This window comes from Halalkalibacter urbisdiaboli (genome assembly GCF_002156385.1).
GTDB classification, from domain to species: domain Bacteria; phylum Bacillota; class Bacilli; order Bacillales; family Bacillaceae_D; genus Halalkalibacter_A; species Halalkalibacter_A urbisdiaboli.
The window spans coordinates 45,706-67,490 of sequence record NZ_MVJM01000004.1 but is presented as its reverse complement, the minus strand read 5'-3'; the positions used below and the strand labels follow the sequence as shown (position 1 = coordinate 67,490).

17 protein-coding genes and 2 riboswitches are annotated in these 21,785 nt (G+C 38.8%); of the genes, 15 read left to right on the top strand and 2 right to left on the bottom strand.

All coding sequences use genetic code 11. From position 1 onward, the window contains the following. The first annotated feature begins 18 nt into the window (after window positions 1-18). The 13 genes from B1R93_RS20195 (at window position 19) to B1R93_RS20135 (ending at window position 16,499) form a co-directional block, all read left to right on the top strand. Window positions 19-1,179: a cysteine desulfurase family protein gene (locus B1R93_RS20195; protein ID WP_245308385.1), complete on the top strand. Its 1,161-nt coding sequence runs from the start codon at window positions 19-21 to the stop codon at window positions 1,177-1,179. A gap of 112 nt (window positions 1,180-1,291) precedes the next feature. Beyond that, window positions 1,292-2,221, top strand: coding sequence for a DMT family transporter (locus B1R93_RS20190; protein WP_088105756.1), 930 nt, complete (start codon window positions 1,292-1,294; stop codon window positions 2,219-2,221). Window positions 2,222-2,704: 483 nt separating this feature from the next. Beyond that, window positions 2,705-3,751 carry a DctP family TRAP transporter solute-binding subunit gene (locus B1R93_RS20185; RefSeq protein WP_245308384.1) on the top strand — a complete coding sequence of 349 codons (1,047 nt, stop codon included), beginning with the start codon at window positions 2,705-2,707 and terminating at the stop codon, window positions 3,749-3,751. 23 nt (window positions 3,752-3,774) lie between these two features. After that, window positions 3,775-4,836 (top strand): TAXI family TRAP transporter solute-binding subunit, encoded by a 1,062-nt coding sequence (locus B1R93_RS20180; RefSeq protein WP_088105755.1) that lies wholly within the window; start codon window positions 3,775-3,777, stop codon window positions 4,834-4,836. A 69-nt stretch (window positions 4,837-4,905) separates the two neighbouring features. Then, a complete protein-coding gene (locus B1R93_RS20175; protein ID WP_165763899.1) occupies window positions 4,906-6,894 on the top strand; it encodes a TRAP transporter permease in 1,989 nt (662 codons plus the stop codon). Between the two features lie 73 nt (window positions 6,895-6,967). Further along, window positions 6,968-8,026: a tartrate dehydrogenase gene (locus tag B1R93_RS20170; RefSeq protein ID WP_088105754.1), complete on the top strand. Its 1,059-nt coding sequence runs from the start codon at window positions 6,968-6,970 to the stop codon at window positions 8,024-8,026. A 206-nt stretch (window positions 8,027-8,232) separates the two neighbouring features. Continuing rightward, on the top strand, window positions 8,233-9,288 hold the full coding sequence (locus tag B1R93_RS20165; protein WP_425348989.1) for a lactonase family protein: 1,056 nt from the start codon (window positions 8,233-8,235) through the stop codon (window positions 9,286-9,288). Window positions 9,289-9,336: 48 nt separating this feature from the next. Then, window positions 9,337-9,424, top strand: a riboswitch (cyclic di-GMP riboswitch). Between the two features lie 219 nt (window positions 9,425-9,643). Then, window positions 9,644-9,832: riboswitch (cobalamin riboswitch) on the top strand. Window positions 9,833-10,050: 218 nt separating this feature from the next. Next, on the top strand, window positions 10,051-11,598 hold the full coding sequence (gene nikA, locus B1R93_RS20160; RefSeq protein ID WP_088105752.1) for a nickel ABC transporter substrate-binding protein: 1,548 nt from the start codon (window positions 10,051-10,053) through the stop codon (window positions 11,596-11,598). Beyond that, window positions 11,599-12,564 carry a nickel ABC transporter permease gene (gene nikB / locus B1R93_RS20155; protein ID WP_245308382.1) on the top strand — a complete coding sequence of 322 codons (966 nt, stop codon included), beginning with the start codon at window positions 11,599-11,601 and terminating at the stop codon, window positions 12,562-12,564. Beyond that, window positions 12,542-13,360 (top strand): nickel transporter permease, encoded by an 819-nt coding sequence (gene nikC / locus B1R93_RS20150; protein WP_245308380.1) that lies wholly within the window; start codon window positions 12,542-12,544, stop codon window positions 13,358-13,360. The genes nikB and nikC overlap by 23 nt, the downstream gene beginning before the upstream one ends. A 16-nt stretch (window positions 13,361-13,376) precedes the next feature. Continuing rightward, a complete protein-coding gene (locus B1R93_RS20145; RefSeq protein WP_088105750.1) occupies window positions 13,377-14,363 on the top strand; it encodes an ABC transporter ATP-binding protein in 987 nt (328 codons plus the stop codon). Then, window positions 14,364-15,134 (top strand): ABC transporter ATP-binding protein, encoded by a 771-nt coding sequence (locus B1R93_RS20140; protein WP_088105749.1) that lies wholly within the window; start codon window positions 14,364-14,366, stop codon window positions 15,132-15,134. It abuts the gene before it with no gap. 15 nt (window positions 15,135-15,149) lie between these two features. After that, complete coding sequence (locus B1R93_RS20135) at window positions 15,150-16,499, top strand: MATE family efflux transporter (RefSeq protein WP_088105748.1); 1,350 nt, start codon at window positions 15,150-15,152, stop codon at window positions 16,497-16,499. Between the two features lie 155 nt (window positions 16,500-16,654). On the opposite strand, the gene B1R93_RS20130 is transcribed toward B1R93_RS20135, so the two are convergent. Then, on the bottom strand, window positions 16,655-19,687 hold the full coding sequence (locus B1R93_RS20130) for an efflux RND transporter permease subunit (RefSeq protein WP_088105747.1): 3,033 nt from the start codon (window positions 19,685-19,687) through the stop codon (window positions 16,655-16,657). A 218-nt stretch (window positions 19,688-19,905) separates the two neighbouring features. Between B1R93_RS20130 and B1R93_RS20125 the strand changes: the two genes are divergently transcribed. Both B1R93_RS20125 and B1R93_RS20120 read left to right on the top strand, forming a co-directional pair. Next, window positions 19,906-20,322 (top strand): universal stress protein, encoded by a 417-nt coding sequence (locus B1R93_RS20125; protein WP_088105746.1) that lies wholly within the window; start codon window positions 19,906-19,908, stop codon window positions 20,320-20,322. A gap of 41 nt (window positions 20,323-20,363) precedes the next feature. Continuing rightward, the gene (locus tag B1R93_RS20120; protein WP_088105745.1) at window positions 20,364-20,780 is read left to right on the top strand and encodes a universal stress protein; all 417 of its coding nucleotides are present in this window, start codon (window positions 20,364-20,366) and stop codon (window positions 20,778-20,780) included. A gap of 293 nt (window positions 20,781-21,073) precedes the next feature. On the opposite strand, the gene wrbA is transcribed toward B1R93_RS20120, so the two are convergent. Further along, window positions 21,074-21,682 carry an NAD(P)H:quinone oxidoreductase gene (gene wrbA, locus B1R93_RS20115; RefSeq protein ID WP_088105744.1) on the bottom strand — a complete coding sequence of 203 codons (609 nt, stop codon included), beginning with the start codon at window positions 21,680-21,682 and terminating at the stop codon, window positions 21,074-21,076. Window positions 21,683-21,785 lie beyond the last annotated feature (103 nt).

Below are 21,785 nucleotides of genomic sequence, written 5' to 3'. Positions count from 1 at the left end.
AAAGATAAGGTAATGATAATGATGGATTTAATATATTTAGATACCTGTTCAACTACGCCTTGTAGAGAAGAAATCGTCTCTGAAATGACCAAATTCATGAATCATGAATTTGGCAATCCCTCCTCTCCACATATTATGGGGAAAAGAGCAAAGAAGTCTATTGAACAAGCGACTCAAGCTGTGGCAAATCATATAGGTGCTGAAAAAGAGGAGATTATTTTTACATCGGGAGCGACAGAAAGTAATAACTTAGCTATTTTTGGAAGTTTGGATTATTATGAACAGGCGCCAGTTAATGTTATTATTTCTCCAGTTGACCATAAATCTACAGTTGATATCGGGAAAGAATTGACTCGACGTGGGATTATTGTTAACAAAGTTGATGTTGAATATAATGGTCGTATTTCTATCCAATCTTTAAAAGAACAAATGAACGAACATACTAGGATTGTTAGTATAAACTACGTTAATTCAGAGTTAGGTACTATTCAACCTATCGAGGAAGTTGCTAGCTTGTGTAAGGAACATAATATTCTATTCCATGTTGATGCCGTTCAAGCTATTGGTAAACTAACAATAGATGTTAAAAGTCTTGGGATCGATTTACTTTCACTTTCGGGTCATAAAATATATGGTCCAAAAGGTATTGGTGCCTTATATGTTGATTCTAAGATACGTAAACAAATTCGCCCGATTTTATTTGGTGGTGGGCAAAATAGCTTACGTAGTGGAACACTTCCAACTCCATTAATAGTAGGGCTTGGTTTGGCTTGTGACTTTTCGTTCAAAGCTATAAAGTCAAACTATCAAAATGCTTCTTTATTACGTGATAGATTGTTAGAAAAGTTAAAGGATAGCGGAATAAAATTTAATTTGAATACAGATCTTGAAGTAAGTGTTCCTCATATTGTTAATCTTCGCTTTGAGGATGTAAGGGCAGAGGAATTAATCAATGGTTTGCGTAATATTGCTATTTCATCAGGTTCTGCATGTAATTCAGATAGCCTTGAACCTTCTTATGTATTAACCGCAATTGGCTTAAACGAAAACGATAGTAATAGTTCAATTCGAATCTGTATTAATCCAAGCTTACTTCCAGAGGAAATAGATTCGGCTGTAAGTTATTTGTCAGAAAAAGTATTAGATATACAATACTTGAAAAGAAATATCGTATACTAGTACTACTTTTAGTAGTCATGTTTAAAAAATTTAAATAACCTTCATTAAGGTTATTTAAATTTTTTATTTCGTTTTAAATTATGTATGGGACTTATCTAAGAGGAGGAAGACAATGTCAGATTATTTAAAAGCCCATATTCAGGTAACGCTAGCAATGATTATTATTGGAAGTTTTGTTGTTGTGAGTAAGTTAATTATCGAGCGTTTTCCTGTTTTTATAGCATCAGAGTTGCGTATGGTAATTGGAGCTGCCATTTTAACAGGTCTACTTTTGATGAGAGAAAAACGTTTTCCTAAATTATCAAAAAGAGACTTTTTTATATTATTCCTGCAAAGCTTACTTGGGGTATTTATGTTTAGTGTACTAATGCTATACGGATTAAAACTAACCACTGCTTTAGAAAGTGGAATCATTACTAGTACTACACCTGCCATAGTCGCTATTATTTCTTATATACTGTTTAAAGAAAAACTGTCTTTAAACCAGGGGGCAGGAATTCTTCTTGCAATGATTGGTGCTATTGTTATTAATGTTTTTGGTGTCATATCTAATACAAATTGGACAATCAATTCGTTGATAGGAAATTTATTAATACTTGGTGCAGTTATTGGTGAAGGAATCTTTTTTACTTTCGGAAAACTTGTTTCATCAAAAATAAGCCCTCTCTTTATTACTACAATGACAGCAATAATTGGAGCAATACTATTTTTGCCATTCTCTATTTATCAAGCAAGCTCGTTTTCCTTTCGTTTTGTTACTACAATTGACTGGTTACTTATCGCATACTCTGGTGTTGTAGTTACAGTGATTGCGGTATTATTAATGAATCAAGGTATGAAGCGAATCTCTGGAAATTCTGCTGCGGTTCTTACAGCAGTTATGCCAATTAGTGCTGTTATTTTCTCTTATTATTTTTTAAATGAATCGTTATATTGGTATCACCTTGTAGGTATAAGTTTTGTCTTGGCAGGAATTTTCTTCATTTCAAAAGAACCTTCTACTGATATTGAAGCGGATAAACAAACTAGACTAAGTAGCTAGACATGGACTAGAGCCAAGATGATACTTCCTCAAGACTGCTATAAAATTAAAATCCTATTCTAATTATTAATCGTTATTCCAAGCATGTTTGATGGTAATTTCTTTGAAAAACACACCCCAACTGAATTTAACAGTTGGGGTTTAGTTCATAACTGCGCTTTTTTATTTACTCCCCTTTCTTTGAAATCTCCCCTTTTCTTAAACTCTTTGCATTTGTTTACTTATGCTTTACTAGACTGATACAGCAAAGGGATAACTTACATTCCCTTGTCATCGGGCGAAAATATAGGTTAAAACGATATGGATATATCCGAGACCTAAAAGACCAAAAAGAGCAGTAAGTACTTAAATTGTTGTCTGTTTGAAAGCGCTTTATAATCAAACTTGTAAACATTTAGACAAGAAATGTTCATACATTGTTTGGTTTAAGCTTAGAGAGAGCAGAATAATGCTATAAATCAAATGATAGACAGGAGGATTCCAGTGAACGGTCAAACTAGCCGGAGATACCTTCGCATGACAATAATTCTTGTGCTAACTGTTTTCATATTACTTACTGGGTGTGGAGCTAAGAGTTATCCTGAGGATCATGAACAGCTTAGTGAAGATGAGCGAATCATTATTCGATTTTCGCATATTGTCGGTGAACAAACACCAAAAGGGCTTGCTGCAAGGCGATTTGCGAAGCTAATCAAGGAACGCTCGAATGGTTATATCGAAGTACAGGTGTTTCCAAATGGATATCTTTATAAGGATGGAGAGGAACTAGAGGCCCTAAAAAAAGGCGATATCCAAATGATTGCTCCTGCTACCTCCAAGATTACGAATATCGTCCCAGAGTGGCAAATCCTTGATTTACCGTTTGCCTTTCACAATGTAGAAGAGGTTCATGATTACCTAGAAGGGAAAATTGGAAACAGGCTGATGACAAAGCTTGAAGCCAAAGGCTTTTATCCGGTTAGTACGTGGGATAATGGGTTTAAGCAAATGACGAATTCAAGTCATCCCCTTAGAGAGATAGAGGATTTTTCGGGGTTGCAGCTTAGAGTAATGCCAAGCCCAGTGTTAAAAGCTCAGTTTTCCGAATTGAATACTAGGACTCAATCAAATTCATTTAATGAAGTCTTTCATTTACTTGAGAACAAGGAGATTGTTGGTCAGGAAAACACCTTCTCAAACATTTACAGTAAAAATCTTCAACTACTTCAGAATTACTTAACAGTTAGTAATCATGGCTACCTAGGATATGTTGTCTTAATGAACAAAACGTTTTGGGATGGCCTTCCGGAGGATGTTCAAAGCTTACTTCAGGAAACAATGGACGAAGTAGCTGTATGGGAACGAATGATTGCCCAGGAATTAAACAGTTTGAATTTTAGAGAGTTAGAGAAATGCAACTGTATCGATATTCATCACTTAACAGCTGATGAAAAACGTCTATGGGAAGAGGCTTTTGAGCCAGTATATCAACAGGTTGAGTACAAGTTTGGAACTGAATATATTCGTCAGCTTCCAAAAAATAAAAGATAGATAACTTTAAGGGGGAATATAGAATGAGTTGGAACTGGAAGAAGAAAACATTAGGTTTAGTTGCTGGTTTATCACTAGTATTTACAGCAGCCTGTGGAGGTAGTGATACATCAACAAGTGAAGAGAAAGACGCTAATGAAGGTGGAGAAGCAGCATCACAGGAAGTGAGCTATCAGGACTATCCGAAAACAGTTAAAGTTGGAACAGCGTCTCAAGGTGGAACGTATTTTATCGTCGGTGGAGGTTTAGCTTCTTTACTTGAGAATGAGCTAGATGTAACAGCAAACGTTGAGGTAACGGGTGGACCAGTTCATAACATGCAATTAACACAAGCTGGTGACCAAGATGTTGGTTTCGTAACGTTAGGACCTGCTTATGAAGGGTATACAGGAACTGGTGAATGGACAGCGGGTAACAAAATGGAAGATGTACGTATTGCGTTCCCAATGTATACAACACCAATTCACTGGTGGGCATTAGAGGATTCGGGAGTAGATTCAATTGAAGAGATTGCTGGACAACGTGTTGGTGTAGGGCCAGCTGGTGGAACTTCTGGTACGTACGTACCTTTAATCCATGATGTGTTAGGTCTTGATACGGAAAACGTTCAAGCTGGGGCAAGTGACATGGCTTCTCAGCAAATGGATGGACAATTAGATATCATCGGTTATGCTGCTGGTATTCCAATTTCAGCTGTATCAGAAATCGAAGTTCAACGTAAAATTAATTTCTTCGGTATCGATGGGGAAATGAGAGATAAAGTCATCGAGGAGTTCCCATACTTCTTCCCATTCACGATTCCGGCGGATACGTATACAACGCTAGACCATGATATTGAAACAATTGCAATGTTTAACTTTGGTATCGTTCATAAAGATGCAAACCCTGACTTCGTTTATGACTTAGTAAAGGCGTATCATGAGAACCAGGATGAGTTAATTGGAACACATGCTTCAATGGAGGAAGCGGTTGCTGAAGCAATCACAATTAACGACAGCGTACCATTACACCCTGGTGCAATTAAGTACTATGAAGAAATTGGAATTGAATTACCAGAGTCGGTTTACCCGGCTGAGTGGGAATAATAGAAATAATCAAACCCGGGACCCTATCCTCGATATTGAGGATAGGGATTCTAGCAAGGAGGGGTAATTATGAGCAAAGATGTAAACAGCGCTAAGGAAGTTGAAACAAAATCATTAGGTAGTATGCTAGATGAAAACGACAATAATGAGGAACAAGTCGAAAGCTCATCAGAAGCTAGAAATCTCTCAGGTGGGATTAGGTGGATTTTTACAATTATCGCCGTAGCGGGTGCTTTATTCCATTTATATATTTTAAATTTCAAACCGATTGACCCGTGGTTATTTAGAAGTACACATTTACTTTTTGGTGCTGTTCTCGGGTTTATACTGTTTCCAGGTTGGAAAAAAGCATCAAATCGAATTCATATCGTTGATTGGCTTTTAATTTTAGCGAGTATTGGAACGTTTATTTATATTGCCATGAACTTAAAACAGCTTCTATTCCGTTTCGGTGTTATGCCGACGACAATGGATTTTGTAGTTGCTTTAGTTGGAGTGCTTCTCGTTCTTGAGCTTACGCGTCGTACAAGTGGATGGACATTACCGATATTAGCGGGAATTTTTATTTTGTATGCATTTTTAGGACCTTATTTACCGAGTATTTTAAATCATAGTGGATATAGTATTGAGCGTTTTACGACATATATTTACGGGTTAGATGGTATTTTTGGGGTTACACTTGATGTCTCCTCGAAGTACATTCTACTATTTATTATTTTCGGTTCCTTTTTACAAATGTCAGGTGTAGGTCGATACTTTATTGACTTTTCATTCTCGCTCGCAGGTGGTATGCGTGGGGGTCCTGCGAAAGTTTCGGTTATTTCTAGTGGTTTAATGGGAATGATGAATGGAACGTCTGCTGGTAATGCGGTTGCAACCGGTTCATTAACAATTCCGTTAATGAAGCGCGTTGGTTATAATGGCCGTTTTGCAGCTGCTACCGAAGCTACAGCGTCCGCTGGTGGTCAAATTATGATCCCGATTATGGGTGCTGGTGCTTTCTTAATGGCTGAAATCACTGGTATTCGCTACAGTGAAATTGTTATCGCAGCAACGATTCCAGCGTTATTGTATTTCTTATCTGTTTATTTAATGGTAGACTTTGAAGCTATTAAAAAAGGGATGAAGGGAATCGCAAGAAAAGATTTACCAAGCTTGAAGATGATTTTAAAGAAGTCGTATTTATTCTTACCGATTATCCTTCTAATAGGAATGCTTCTTAATGGATATTCAGTCATTATGTCTGGGACATATAGTATTATCGCTTGTTTAATTGTAAGTTTATTTAGAAAAGAAACAAGAATGGGTATTAAGAAAATTATTGGCGCACTTGAGCTAGGGATGAAAAATACAATCCAGCTTCTTGCTGTTTGCGCGTGTGCAGGTATAATCGTTGGTGTTATCTCATTAACTGGTGTTGGCTTACGTTTTAGCTCCATGCTATTCTCTGTTGCAGGAAGCAGTCAGTTTTTAGCGCTATTGTTTGCGATGTTTATTGCGATTTTACTAGGAATGGGGATGCCAACAACTGCTGCTTACGCTGTAGCAGCCTCAGTTGTAGCACCAGGTTTAATTAATTTAGGGATTGAGCCACTATATGCTCATATGTTTGTTTTCTATTATGCTGTTATGTCAGCAATTACGCCTCCAGTTGCATTAGCTGCGTATGCGGCGGCTGGTGTCGCCGGTACGGATCCGATGAAAACAGGGGTCCAAGCATTTAGGCTTGGGATTGCGGCGTTTATCGTTCCATTTATGTTCATCTACAGTCCAGAAATATTGATGGTTGGTAGCGGATTAGATATTACGATTGCAGTTATTACAGCATCGATTGGTATCTATCTTTTAGCTGCGAGTGTTCAAGCATGGTTTGTAGGACGCAAGGCAACGCTTATTACTAGAATCCTGTTAGTAGCTGCTGCTTTATGCTCTATTTACTCAGGTTATGTATCTGATTTAATTGCATTAGCAATTATCGGAGTAGCTGTTGTTGTTCAATTAATGCTAGTGAAAAAAGACGATGGTATTCCTACAGGTGGTACATCTATAAAAGCGTAAAATCACTGACAACGATAGGGCCTAGTAGCATTGTAGACTAGGTCCTATTGTATTGTAAAAGGAGAGAATCATTATGAGTAAAATTCGGTTATCAGTGATTCCGGGCGATGGAATTGGTAAAGAAGTTGTTCCAGCTACTTTAGAAATTTTAGATACATTAGCGGATATTCATGGAGGAGTTCGTTTTGAGTATGAAAGCCATTCTTGGAGCTGCGAATATTACTTAGAGCACGGTGAAATGATGCCAAAGGATGGAATGAAGCAATTACATCAAACCGACGCCATTTACCTAGGAGCTGTCGGCAATCCTAAACTTGTCGCTGACCATGTTTCGTTATGGGGATTGCTTATTAAGATTCGTCGTGAGTGTGAACAGGTTATTAACGTTCGACCAGCACAATATATCCAAGGTGTTAAGTCACCACTAGCGAAGCCAAATGACTTTAATTTTATTGTTGTTCGTGAAAATAGTGAGGGAGAGTATAGTGAAGTTGGTGGAAGAATTCATAGTGGCGAAGATGAGTTAGCGATTCAAAATGCTGTCTTTACAAAGAAGGCAACTGAAAGAACGATTCGTTATGCGTTTGATTTAGCAGAACAACGAAGAGGCCAAGTAACGAGTGCGACAAAATCAAACGGGATTGTACATAGCATGCCGTTTTGGGATGAAGTATTCCAAGAAGTCAGTAATGACTTTCCGAGCATTCAAACAGAAAGCAATCATATCGATGCTTTATGTGCTTTCCTTGTGTCAAAGCCACAACATTTTGATGTCATTGTCGCTAGTAATTTATTTGGTGATATCCTAACAGATTTAGGTGCAGCTGTTATGGGAAGTATCGGGATTGCACCAGCAGCGAATATTAATTTAAATGGAAAATATCCATCGATGTTTGAACCAGTACACGGATCTGCTCCTGACATTATCGGACAAGGCATAGCGAACCCAATTGGACAGCTATGGACGGCAAAAATGATGTTGGATCATCTTCAGCTACATGAACTAGGTACCTTATTGTTTAGAGCCGCTACTGAGACTATTGCTGAGGGTGTTAAAACGAGAGATCTTGGTGGTTCTTCAAGCATGCAGGACGTGATTACACACATTCATACGAAACTATTATCTTATTAGATCAGACAAGGTGACAAAGTTTAAACTTTGTCATCTTTTGTTTAGAGGGGACCAATACTTCTTCTTCGAGTTACAAGAAGTAGTTATTCAGTGGCCTCGTCTCACTCTCTTTTTTATAAAAAAATGCTTCTTGGTTTTCGTATAGACGAGTAAAGAAATAGAAAGAATCTATGATACAATAAAAATATTCATTTTTTTGGGAGGGATTGTCTTTTATGAGTGAAAAAACGTTTATCGGTTATGTAGGTACATATACAAAGAAAGAAAGTAAGGGGATCTATCGTTTTCGATTAGATACTGAAGCAAAACAAATTCGTGATGTTCAGGTAGCTGCCACTTTTGATAATCCTACTTATGTAACAATTAGCCATGATGGGAATTATCTTTATGCTGTTGGAAAAGAGGGAGACCAAGGCGGTGTTGCTTCTTATGCCATTGACAACAATAAGGAACTAACAAAAATCAATCACCAGCTTATGGACGGTGCTTCTCCATGTCACGTGAGTACAGATCGCGAAAATCACCAGCTAGTAACGGCAAATTACCATAAAGGAACGATTGATTCATATTTATTAAAAGAAGATGGTGCAATTGCCCCTGTCACTTCGATTATGCAGCACGAAGGGTCAGGACCTAACAAAGAGAGACAAGAAAAACCACATGCTCACTATGCAGGATTTACGCCTGATGAAAAGTATGTTATCGGCGTTGACTTAGGCTGCGATCAAATTTTTACATATGCTATCGATAATGGAGCATTAGAAAAAGTCCAAACGTTATCGGTAAAACCAGGAAGTGGCCCACGTCATCTTGCATTCCATCCTAATGGAAAAACAGCTTACGTCATGACGGAGTTAAGCTCTGAGGTCATTGTATTAGCTTACAATGAAGAAGATGGTCGTTTTACGGAAAAGCAGTATATTTCAACAATTCCTACTGACTTTACTGAAAATAATCAAGGTAGCGCGATTCACATTTCTTCTGATGGTCAATTTGTCTATGCTGGAAATCGTGGACATGATAGTCTTGCAATCTTTAGTGTTGAAAAGGATTCTGATGAACTAACGTTTATTGAGAATACGTCAACAGAAGGGCAGTGGCCACGTGACTTTGTTCTTGATCCGACAGAAGCCTTCCTGATTGCCTCTAATCAGGAAACAGGTAACCTCGTGCTGTTTTCAAGAGATCAGTTAAGTGGGAAATTAACCCTTTTACAATCAGATATTCAAGTGCCGGAAGCAGTTTGTGTTAAGTTTTTATAATCATAATAAACGATTAAATAGGTCACACTACAACGTTTTTGCGAGGTATATTAGAAACGGCAAACCGAGGGAAACTTTGGGACGCAAAGCTTAGGGGTTTATCACAATGGTAACGAAACGAGCGACAGCTAAAGGGACGTATCAAGTTAATGCTCATTCTACTATGGAAAACTCGTATGTAAATAGTTCAAGGAGTACGTCGGTTCAGATTCGTTAAATAGCAGAGGTAGACTCAAGCAGGATTAATGTTTTTTCTGTAGATATTCAAATTCCGATAAAACGTTGGGATAAATTTGCGAAATATCTTGATATTTTAATTCGTTCTATATACTATTAGTTTCATAGAAATTAATTACATCTATTTTAGAATATAGGTGCCGTTATGGCATAATAGGGAATCTGGTGAAATTCCAGAACTGTCCCCGCAACTGTTAGTGTTGACGATATGGAGAAAACCACTGTACGCGGAACGAATCCAAGTATGGGAAGGCTTCATAGAGGAGGATGCACAAGTCAGGAGACCTGCCTATATTCAGTAGTTTCCATTCTTCGGGGAGTGAGACTGTGAGACGGCGGGTTATGCTTATTTTAGCATGTTTTTTAACCAGGTCGTTTTCGCTCTTTCTACTCGGAAAGGGCTTTTTTTATTGGGGATAAGTCGGTGCAGTTCCAAAATATGTATTGACACTAAACATGATTCTAACTATACTTGTCTAATGTAAATAGTAATGGTTACGATTTGTTAATTTAGGAGGAAAAACAATGACACGTTTGCTATCTATACTTATATGTATACTGTTCATTAGTACGGCATGTTCAACAATAGAGGAAGCAGATTCGAACCCAAAACAAGAATCTGCTCATCAAGATGGAATAGAAAATGAAAAGGAAATATCCCTTTTATTTAGTTTTTCACCAACTAGTCTTGATCCGCACATAGAATCAATTACGGTACGTGCCGGTATTACCGAGACGTTAGTTAAAATTGACGAAAACCTTGACATTCAACCATGGCTAGCTGAATCGTGGGAGCAGATCGATGATCAGACGTGGGTGTTTAAGATTCGAGAAAACATCACCTTCCATGACGGTACAGCTTTAGATGGGGATGCAGTAAAGGCATCGTTTGAGCGTGCCATAGATGTTAGTTCAGCGGTGCAAAGCTTGTTAAAAATTGAATCGATTGAGGCGAGTGGGCAGGAGGTGACGTTTAAAACGACCGAGCCATATCCGGCCTTTATCTCAGAATTAGTTCATACGAGTGCGTCAGTAGCTCAAGTAAATGCAGATGACATAGAGAATAAACCGATTGGAACGGGACCATTTAAAGTCGTTTCCTATTCTCAAGATGTAGAAATTGAAGTTGAGCGTTTTGCTGAATATTGGGACGGACCTGCAACGATTAGTCGGGCTTTCTTTACGTTTAATTCTGATGCAAATGTACGCTCACTTAGTCTTCAGTCTGGAGATACTGAAATTGCCTATCACCTATCACCTGAAATCGTAGAAACATTGGAGGAGACAAAAGACATTCGTGTTGAGTCGTTTCCGAGCTTGCGAGTGCATTTCCTTCTTTATAATTTCCAAAATGCTCATTTGAAGGATAAAAACGTACGTCAAGCACTAGACGCTTTGCTTAATCGTCGAGTAATTGCAGATCAGATCATGAACGGACATGCAACGGCTGCGAACGGTCCATTTAATCCATCTTTTTCTTTTGGAAATAAGGGAACTGTTCCAGCATTTGACCCAGAATATGCAAAAGAACTATTAGAGGATGCGGGGTATAAATTAAATCATGAAGGGAAGCTAGAAAAGGATGGAGAAACCCTTTCTTTAAAGCTGGCAACCTATCAAGCACGACCAGAGTTACCGATGATTGCGCAATATCTCCAAGGAGAGGCCTCAAAAATTGGAATTGATATCGAAATTGTGAATGTAGAAAATATTGATAGTTTTTTATATGAACAACCTGAAGGCTGGGATTTGGTCACATATAGTAATTTGACAGCACCACGTGGCGATGGAGGTTATTTCTTTAATGTTGCCTTCCTACCTGATGGGTCACTTAATCCAGGTCAGATTGCCATTTCTAAATTAAATGGAGTGATTCATGAGCTAAATCAAACTAGTGATCAAAAGAAGCGTATAGAGCTACAAAAGCAAGCAGTTGAGATTATCCAAGAGAATGTAGCACATTCTTATATCGTCTATCCTCACGTTATTGTTGGAATCAATGAACGAGTATCAAATTGGATACCGGGAGCAGAAGAGTATTACATGTTTACAAATACATTGGATGTGAACTAGGTGAAAACCGTTATATTTCAAAGACTAGTCCAATTGGCTTTCGTTTTACTATTATTGTCGCTTATTACGTTTGGACTAATGAAGATTGCACCTGGAGACCCTATTCGAACGATGCTACAAACGGATGAAATTGCGGTTAGTCAGCAAGAACAGGAAGAGTTAAGAAAACAGCTACAGTTTGATCAGCCGCTTTTTATGCAATACTCTACTTGGTTAATGAATGTCGTTCGCTTGGATTTAGGTCATTCTTATATTAGTAATAAGCCCGTTGTCACTGAAATTTCAACAAAAGTTATACCAACGCTACAGTTAACCGTTGGTGGGTTAGTTGTCATGATGTGCATTGCTATCCTACTTGGGACACTTTCAGCAGTTAACGAAAATAAATGGATTGACCATGTTAGTAGAATACTAGCTTTTGTTGGAGCATCTGTCCCGACATTTTGGCTTGGTTTATTATTGATCTATTTATTCTCTTTTAAACTTTCCTTGTTGCCCGCATTAGGAACTGGAAGTATGAAACACTTGGTCCTCCCATGCTTAACATTAGGTCTTGGTATGGCTGCTGTTTATGCAAGATTATTACGTTCAGGCTTGCTTGAAAGCTTTTCTCAAGAATACATTCGTGCAGCGAGAGCAAGGGGCTTGAGTGAATGGACCATTGTCACAAAGCATGCGTTACGTTCTGCCTTACTTCCTGTCGTGACGATGTTTGGCATGAGCTTTGGTAGTTTATTAGGCGGTAGCGTCGTTGTTGAAATGATTTTTTCCTATCCGGGACTAGGGAAAATGGTAGTTGATGCAGTCTTTAAACGCGATTATCCCGTCATTCAAGGATATATTTTGTTTACTGGCGTGGCTGTAGTTATGGTCAATCTTATTGTTGATTTATCGTATCGGTTGCTAGATCCGCAAATTCGTATAGGGAATGGAGAGAAAAAGGATGTTGAAAACAGTCAGACATGACCCAATGCTGTTAATTGGAATATCGATCATGATCGTCATAATCACTTTGATTGTTTTCGGACCTTTTCTTGTTCCTCACTATAATCCTTATGACATGGACATGAGTAATAGGTTACAGCCCCCGAGTTTAAGCTATCCCCTAGGTACAGATTTTTTTGGTCGGTGTTTATTATCAAGGCTTATTGAAGGAGCAAAGGTAACGTTAGGAATGGCTATTGCTGTTCTTATTGTGACACTAGTAATTGGTATTCCTATTGGTCTAGTTTCTGGATATATTGGTGGAAAAGTCGATGCGGTATTGATGAGAATAATTGATGGGTTCCTTGCTTTTCCAGACTTTATTTTGGCGATTGCGATTGCAGGCTTTCTAGGTCCAAATCTACTGAATGTCTTAATTGCTGTTATTGCAGTCAAATGGATTAGCTATGCTCGCCTTGTGCGTAGCTGTACGTTGGCGGAGAAAGAAAAAGACTATGTACTAGCTGCAAGGTTAAGTGGAAGTAGGCCAGGTAAGATCATTGTTAAACATTTAGCCCCACAAATAGTATCTCATGTCTTTATTTTAGCGAGCCTTGATTTAGGGAAAATTATTTTAATTATTTCTTCGTTATCCTATTTAGGAATTGGTGCACAACCGCCAACACCAGAGTGGGGAGCGCTTTTAAATAAAGGTAGACCTTACTTTCAATCAATGCCCGCTTTAATGATTTATCCAGGAATCGCAATCATGCTAGTCGTCTTAAGCTGTAATTTAATTGGGGATGGACTTCGAGAAGGATTAGCTATTAAAAAATAATTGAGGTGTTTAAAGGATGGCAACGCCTGTTTTACAAACAAATAAGCTTTCGATTACAAACCGAAAAAATAACAAACAGCTACTTCATGGGCTTGATTTAACGGTACATAAAGGAGAAATGCTCGGACTTGTAGGAGAAAGTGGAAGTGGGAAAAGTTTAACGGCATCAGCCATTATGGGGTTGCTCCCAAAAGGCCTTTTCATAAATCAAGGTACAATTTATGTTGAAGGAGAGGAAATTCAACAGCTTCATCCAAGGCAGTATCAAAGGTTACGCGGAAAGAAGCTGGGGATGATTTTTCAAGACTATAATGGCAGTTTAACACCGTTCTATTCAATAGGAAAACAAATGATTGAAACCATTCGTACCCATCAATCGTGCTCGAAACAAGAAGCGAACGAGCGGGTGGTAGAGTTTCTAGAGCGTGTTAAGCTACCGGCGCAGAGGGTGTTTTCGAGCTACCCATTTGAGCTAAGCGGCGGTCAAAAGCAACGAGTAGCAATTGCTATGGTAATGATGTTGAAGCCATCGCTGTTAATTGCAGATGAACCTACGACAGCACTAGATGTGTTAACGGGCGAACGTATTCTTGACTTAATCAAAGAGTTACAAAGTGATTTAGGCTGTGGGGTGTTATTTATTACGCATCATATTAGTGATGTGTTAAAGCGAGCCGATCAAGTCGCTGTTTTATACGGGGGGCATCGTGTTGAGTATGGGGAGATGAAGAGGATAAAGCAACATCCTAAACACCCTTTTACTGAGCTACTTCTTCAATCGCAGCCTTCTATTGGAAATCAATTGGAACGTTTACCGGTCATTCCAGGTGAGCCTGGACAGATTTCAACGGCTGGTTGCCCTTTTGTTCACCGTTGTCCAAATAGACTCGAACGCTGCAATGTTGAGGCGTTACGTGAGACGGTATTCGCCGAAAACCACCGAGCGTGCTGTCATTTATATGATCAGAAAGAATCAAAAGGGTATGTAAGTGAGGTGAACTAGATGGACGTTCTTTTAGATGTACGGAATGTGCAAAAGAAATATGGAAAAGATGTTATAGCTGTTCACAACTTCTCATTTCAATTAAAAAAAGGAACCTGCCTTGGAATTGTTGGGGAAAGCGGAAGTGGGAAGAGTACGCTGGCTAAGTTGATTTTAGTCATTGAAAAACCTACACATGGAGAAATTCACTTTCAGCAAAAAAGGATAGATAGGCTGAAAGGGGAGCCTTGGCGGCAGCTTCGAAAAAGCATGCAGCTAGTCTTCCAGGACCCAACTGCATCGCTTAATCAACGAGTTAAAATAATGGATGCAGTCATGGAGCCTTTAGATAATTTTAAAGAGGTAACCCCTGCTTTTTTAAAGGAAGTCAGGCATTCAAGAAGGGCAGCAGCAACGAAGCTGTTAAATATGGTCGGTCTCTCTTCTTCCTATTTAAATTGTTACCCTCATGAGTTAAGTGGTGGGCAAAAGCAACGTGTTGTCATAGCAAGAGCGATTAGCTTAGGCCCTGAGCTACTTATTTGTGATGAACCTACCTCAAGCCTCGATGTCTCGATACAAGCCCAAATATTGAACCTACTAAAAGAACTGAAGGAAACATTAAGGATGTCTTATCTTTTCATAAGTCATGATATCGGTGCGGTTGCTTTTATGAGTGATGAGATGATGGTGATGAAGGATGGGCAGCTTATAGAACAATTTCCTCAAGCCGAGTTAGCAACAATGGAACGAAACATTTATACAAAAAAACTAATAGAAGCTAGTATGTAGAGGTGATCGAGAATAATGAAAGTAGCAACAACAACTGTTTTGGAACAACAGCGGTATTCGGAGAGTCACCGTCAATACTTACTTCTAGCGATTCCGTTAATCATTTCTAATCTAACTCAACCACTTTTAGGGATTGTAGATACAGCTGTTGTTGGGAGATTACCAGATCCATCTTATATTGGAGGCGTCGCGGTAGGTGCATTAATTTTTAATATTATGTACTGGTTATTTGGTTTTTTACGTGTGAGTACAACTGGTTTCACGGCACAGGCGCATGGTTCAAAAGATGAAAAAGAGATGATGCTGTCTCTTTTGCGTCCAATGACAATGGCGATTATATTCGGTCTTTTATTTATTGTTTTACAATATCCGATTCTACTTGGTGCATTGTGGATGGTCGGTCCAAGTGATCTTGTTACGAGCCATGTTCATACGTATTTCTCGATAAGAATTTGGGGAGCCCCTTTTGCGTTAATGAGCTATGTCATAATCGGTTGGCTAATGGGTTTAACAAAGGTTCGTCTTTCAATGACTGTCCAAATTTCAATGAATATGTTAAATATGCTTCTTAGCGTATGGTTCGTATTAGGTATGGATTTTGGTGTTGCAGGAGTTGCGATTGCAACATTAATTTCAGAACTATTTTCTGTATTGCTAGGTTTCGTCTTATTGATTCGATCGAAGCAAATCGCATTTCGAAAAAAAACAATCCTCACCCTTTTTGAAGCTGCTCCATTGTTGAAGATGTTATCGATGAATCGAGACTTATTTTTACGCACCGTCTGTTTACTAACGATGACAACGGTTTTTACATCTAAAGGGGCAGAGATGGGGGAAGTCGCTTTAGCTGCTAATGCGATCATTTTGCAAATCCATTATTTTATGGCTTATTTTTTTAGTGGTTTTGCCAATGCCTCAAGTATTATGGTCGGACGGGCGATAGGGGAGAGGAATCAATCACTTTTTCAAAGAGCGTGTCTGTTATCGGGACAATGGGGGGGAATTGCTGCTGTCTTTTTAACAGGCGTGATCCTTTTCTTTGGAAGTAGTTTAGTTGGTTTTTTTACAATTCTTGATAACGTAAAAGATGTTGCATCAGAGCATGTGCTTTGGTTAATGGCTTATTCTATCGTAGGCTATTGGGGATTGCAGTTAGAAGGGATTTTTTCGGGAGCAACTGAGGCACGTTCGATTCGAAATTCAATTCTGTTTTCGCTGCTAGTTTTTTTCGGTATGCTCTTTTTGACTGTACCTGTATTTGGGAACCATGGTGTATGGTTTGCTTTTGTGATGTTTAGTTTTTCACGGTCCTTATTCTTATCATTGTACATTCCAAATTTGGCGAGAACAGCTTTTAAAGCTTAGTAATGGAGAGTAGTTAAATGGAATGTGTTTTGGAATGAGTTCCTGATTACGATCATTGGGGAAGTTTGTTTCTGCTCGCATTTACAGTGCGAGCGAATTTCGATGAAAAAGGGAAGAAGAGGGGCCAAATGCATAGCTCCTCTTCTTTGTTAAAGTTAAGCTGCCTCGTCTTTCGTTCTGACAGCTCTTTTCCTTCTGCCGAATTTCTTTAAGCCTGTTTTTATATCCTCAAATAGGAGATAAACAGCAGGAATTAATACGAGCGTAATAAAAGTAGCAAATAAAAGCCCTGAAATCACAACTGTGGCCATTGGTGCTTGATAGCTACTTGCTGTCCCGGTGGCTAAAGCTAAAGGTAACATTCCACCAATCGTTGTTAAAGTTGTCATGAATATTGGACGTATTCTTGTTTTCCCTGCTTCTACAACCGCTTCTTGTAATCGTACATCCTCGCCGCGAAGTTGATTCATACGATCAATGAGTAAAATCGCATTGTTAAGAACAATCCCGATAAGCATAATGATCCCCATACCTGACATAATGCTTAGTTCTCGTTGAGTTAGTAGAAGTCCTAAAATAACCCCAGTAATTGTTAATGGTATAACTGACATGACAATCATTGGTTGATTTAAGCTATTAAATTGAATCGCCATCACAACATAGACAAGAAAAAGGGAAATTCCTAAAATCATGGCCATTTCTAACATAGCCTTCTGCTGGGTTTCTAAGTCTCCCCCAGTCGAAACAGTGTAGCCGTTAGGTGTGTCGAAACCTTTTAATAGCTCTTGGATATCTCGGTTAATGGAACCTAAATCTCGTCCTTCGATATCAGCCATTACGTTAATATATCGTTTTCCATCTTTACGCTCGATTTGAGTAGGGACCTCGCTTCGATTTAAAGTAATATAGGTGGAGAGTTTCTCCTTTTCTCCTGTAGGTAATATAATTTCTGTAGCTAGAAAATCAGCCTTATTTTCAATCGTTGTATCAGATGTTACCATAATGGGTTGTTGATCCGTCATTTCTCCAACTGGAATGGTTGTAAATGCATGTTGGATTTGTTGATAGAGACTAAGAGAAGAAAGTTGATCATCTTCTAAAGCTTGTTCTTTTAACGTTATTTGTTGCTCTTCAGACATCTTTTCTGTTGTCGTTTTGACTGAGACAATGCCTTCAATCTCTTGGAGTTCGTTTGAGAGATTGGACCCAACCTTAGCTAACGTTTCGAAATCCTCTCCTTGAATTTCAAGAGTAATCGGAAAGCCACCTCCACCATCCATCACTGAGCCAATACTCATAATCGGATAATGTTCTTCTAGCTCGCGTAAAGAAGAAAGAATTTGTTCGTTTACTTCTTTCTGCTCTAAAGTGGCTTCCTCGGCTGGAGTCATATTTACAATTGCATACATAGAGCCGACATTATCAAGAATAATGTTATTCGAAACATCTGGTATGTTTTCTAGACGAGCACTAATCGCTTGAGCAATTTCCTCACGTTCGCTCGGAGTTACACCACTTTCAAGCTGAACATTAAGCTCAGCGTAACGATTAAAGACATCTGGCATAATCGTCATCGGAATTTTTGTAACCAGAAACAGAGAACTAGCAAAAATGAGAATGAATAAGGTAATGATGCTGTAACGACGACGCTTTTTTCCACTCATCCAAGCAATTAAGCGACCGTAGCTTTGCAGAATGGGACCTTCTTTACGTTGCTGCCCCGAATTTTTAACCTTTAAAAAGCGATGAGCTAATGTCGGAATTAGCGTAAACGAGATGACAACAGAGCTAATTAACGTAATGCAGACAACAACAGATAAAATAATCATAAATTTGCCCATTTCTCCGCCTAAAATCCCCATTGGCAGAAACACGACAATCGTCGTTAGCATGGATGCGAGGACAGCTGTTGCTACTTCCTTTGTACCTTTGATAACGGCCTCCATTTTTTCGAGCCCTTGTTCTTTCTTACGATAGATCGATTCTAAAATAACAATTGACGCATCAACCATCATTCCAATTCCTAACCCTAAACCAATTAAGCTCAGCATATTAAAGCTATAATCGAAAAACCACATCGCTGTAAATGTTAAGAGGATCGAAACCGGTATAGATAAGCCGATAATCAGGGTTGCTCTTACATTTCGTAAAAATAGCATCAGGATGATAATGGCAATGACTCCACCGATTAAAACGTTTTGTGAAACCCCATCAATCGAATCACGAACATAATCCGCTTGGGCAACAATTTCTTCAAGCTGGAATCCTGATACGAGACCTTCTTCTTTTATTTTCTCGACTTCTGCGCGAACGGCAGCAGCCATTTCTATCTGAGTGACATCAGAAACACGCCCTACTTGAACGAGAATAAAATTTGATTGTCCATTTTTCCAAGTACCTGCCGTTTGCTGTTGAGAGACTTCTTCAATCGTTGCAAAGTCAGACAATGTTTTCATTCCAACCGGTGTGGAAATGGTCATTTTATTTAAATCTTCTATGGTTTCAAATGAAGTGTCCCATCTTAACGTAGGTTCATTCTGTTCACCGGCTAATTCTCCGATAGCGACTTCTTGATTTGATTGTTGAAGTACTGAAATTAATTGTTCGCTTTGAATCCCATATTCATCTAGCTTATCCTGCTTAAGCTCAATGATGACTTCTTTTTTATCAACACCTACTAGCTCAACATCCCTTACTTCAGGAAGGGCTTCAAGTCGAGTTTCTAAGATGTCTGTGCCAAATGACGTCATCTCTTCTTTTGAGCCTTCAGAAATATCCATGAAGAACTCATAGTTATTATCTAATGAATATTGAAACGTGGAAACGTCCTTAACACCGGATAGCTGGAGTTCATTTAAGCTTGCTTCAATTTCCTTAAAGACATCATCTCCTTGTCCTTCCGCTATTTCAATTGAAAGTGAGCTATTGCCAATTGAAGAGGTAGATTGATAAGAAACGACCCCATCGATTCCTTGTAACATTTGCTCAATCGGTTCTGTTATTCGTTGCTCAACGTCTAGAGCACCGACGTCCCCTGCATCAACTAATATCATTGCACCATCGAATGTAACAGGTGGCATTAGCTCCTTATCTAGTTTCGTAGTTGAGTAGAGACCAATGAAAAGGACAAACACAATCAAGAGGCCAACAATAAGCTTTCGTTGTAGTAAAAATTTTAATAAAGACATCCTATTCCTCCATCTACATAATTTCCTGTTTTCCAGGTACAACCAAATTATAGATGGATAAGGGGAAGGAGTAATCCTATTTTGGAAGGAATTGTATCTCATCCTTAAGGCGGAGGAACGTTTATTCTATATGAAAATATAAAGGACATGTCCTTTGAGCTGCAGAATATAGTATGATTATAGAAGAAAGAGCTATTCAATTTAGAAGGGGTGAGGACATGTTTCAAAAAATACTATTAGCTGCTGATGGTTCGGAACATGCAATGAGGGCTGCTGAGAAAGCAATCGCTCTAATTAAACCAAGCAATGGAATGGTTGATCTTGTTTATGTTGTAAATGGTGCAACTTCTAAGTCGGATGTTCTTCGAAGTAGCAGTAAGGTTGAAATCGAAGAAAAAAGAAAGCAGAAACTAAAGGGAATTGAGGACTTGTTTCAAGCAAGTGGAATTGGTTATCAGGTTCATATCCTCCATGGGGAAGCTGGACCGACCATTGTTGAATTCGCAAATAAAGGCTCCTATGACTGTGTGGTATTAGGTAGTCGTGGCTTGAATCCACTTCAGAGCATGGTGTTAGGAAGTGTTAGCCACAAAGTTGCCAAGCGCGTAACAAGTCCAGTGATGATTATTAAATAATAGAAAAATAGATAGAAGTATGGATATGGAGGGGAACATACATGTTTCAAAAAATATTACTACCCGTTGATGGCTCGGAGCATTCGCTACGTTCAACTGATAAAGCGATTGCACTAGCAAAGCTATATCATGGGACCATTGATCTTTTGTATGTTATTGATGGCTCGATGTCTAAGTATGATGTCTTACACAACGATAGCAAATTTGAAATTGATAAAAAGCGAAAAGAACGATTGAAGCCAGTTGAAGAAAAATTAACAAATGAAGAAATCCCTTTTTCAACAACCGTTCTTCATGGTGAACCTGGGCCAACGATTGTGGCATTCGCTAATGAACGAAACTATGATTGTATAGTCATAGGAAGCCGTGGCTTGAATCAATTTCAAACGTTAGTGTTAGGAAGTGTTAGCCATAAAGTAATGAAGCGTGCAGAATGCCCAGTGATGATTGTTAAATAGTAGGGAAGGTGACTTAAGTAAGCTTTTAGCTTTAGGTCACCTTTTTTAAGTTGTATCACTTTTGCTTTTTAATGTAGTCTTACCAGAAACTTTACTTATTAACTGAGCATTGACATCAACTCGACACAATCAAGGAGCGAAGAAATTGAAGAGCTTCTCTTTGATGAGCGGCTGCTAGAGGAATACTCAGCATGGTTAGAGGGGTTAATGGCAGAGCGTGAAATAGAGTACAATATATAAAGGGACTGTGCCAAAAGGTTGTTTTTTAACCTTTTGGCACAGCCTCATATTGATTATTGATTTCCTTTTTTAAGAGCATCAGCAACTTGAACAGTACGCTTTGCTTGATACTTTGCAGCCTCTTCGACATTCTCTTGCATATTCCCCTCTTGATTAACAGTAACACTCGTTCCATACGGGTTACCGCCAGAAGCGAATAATAGTGGATCCGTGTATCCAGGTGATGCAACAATAGCACCCCAGTGGTACATCGTTGTATATATAGAAAGGATTGTAGCTTCTTGGCCACCGTGCGCATTACTTGCCGAAGACATTGCACTAACGACTTTGTTGGCAAGCTTTCCTTCGAACCAGAGACCGCCAGTTGTATCTAAGAACTGCTTCATTTGTGCAGGCATGTTACCGAAGCGTGTAGGCACGCTAAACACAATGGCATCTGCCCATACTAAATCATCTAAAGTGACTTCAGGCACATCTGCAGTTGCTTCAACATGGGCTTTCCAAGCAGGATTCGAGTCAATCGCACTTTGTGGGGCAAGTTCAGGAACCTTTAATACCTTTACTTCAGCACCAGCGGCTTTTCCGCCTTCTTCTGCCCATTTAGCTAATTGATAGTTTGTTCCAGTAGAGCTGTAATAGATAACGGCTAACTTGATTGACATGGTTTAATCTCCTTTTTCTAAAAAATTTAAATATATGGTTAAATCATGATGTTCCTTAATCATTGTTCCCTATCTTCCATAGGTTAAAACGAAGGAAAATAGA

Coding starts and splice junctions, on each gene's coding strand:
- B1R93_RS20145 (WP_088105750.1), top strand. CDS start 13,377: ATGGCAACGCCTGTTTTACAAACAAATAAGCTTTCGATTACAAACCGA.
- B1R93_RS20130 (WP_088105747.1), bottom strand. CDS start 19,687: ATGTCTTTATTAAAATTTTTACTACAACGAAAGCTTATTGTTGGCCTC.
- B1R93_RS20140 (WP_088105749.1), top strand. CDS start 14,364: ATGGACGTTCTTTTAGATGTACGGAATGTGCAAAAGAAATATGGAAAA.
- B1R93_RS20120 (WP_088105745.1), top strand. CDS start 20,364: ATGTTTCAAAAAATATTACTACCCGTTGATGGCTCGGAGCATTCGCTA.
- nikA (WP_088105752.1), top strand. CDS start 10,051: ATGACACGTTTGCTATCTATACTTATATGTATACTGTTCATTAGTACG.
- nikC (WP_245308380.1), top strand. CDS start 12,542: ATGTTGAAAACAGTCAGACATGACCCAATGCTGTTAATTGGAATATCG.
- B1R93_RS20190 (WP_088105756.1), top strand. CDS start 1,292: ATGTCAGATTATTTAAAAGCCCATATTCAGGTAACGCTAGCAATGATT.
- B1R93_RS20175 (WP_165763899.1), top strand. CDS start 4,906: ATGAGCAAAGATGTAAACAGCGCTAAGGAAGTTGAAACAAAATCATTA.
- B1R93_RS20135 (WP_088105748.1), top strand. CDS start 15,150: ATGAAAGTAGCAACAACAACTGTTTTGGAACAACAGCGGTATTCGGAG.
- B1R93_RS20170 (WP_088105754.1), top strand. CDS start 6,968: ATGAGTAAAATTCGGTTATCAGTGATTCCGGGCGATGGAATTGGTAAA.
- wrbA (WP_088105744.1), bottom strand. CDS start 21,682: ATGTCAATCAAGTTAGCCGTTATCTATTACAGCTCTACTGGAACAAAC.
- B1R93_RS20125 (WP_088105746.1), top strand. CDS start 19,906: ATGTTTCAAAAAATACTATTAGCTGCTGATGGTTCGGAACATGCAATG.
- B1R93_RS20195 (WP_245308385.1), top strand. CDS start 19: ATGATGGATTTAATATATTTAGATACCTGTTCAACTACGCCTTGTAGA.
- B1R93_RS20180 (WP_088105755.1), top strand. CDS start 3,775: ATGAGTTGGAACTGGAAGAAGAAAACATTAGGTTTAGTTGCTGGTTTA.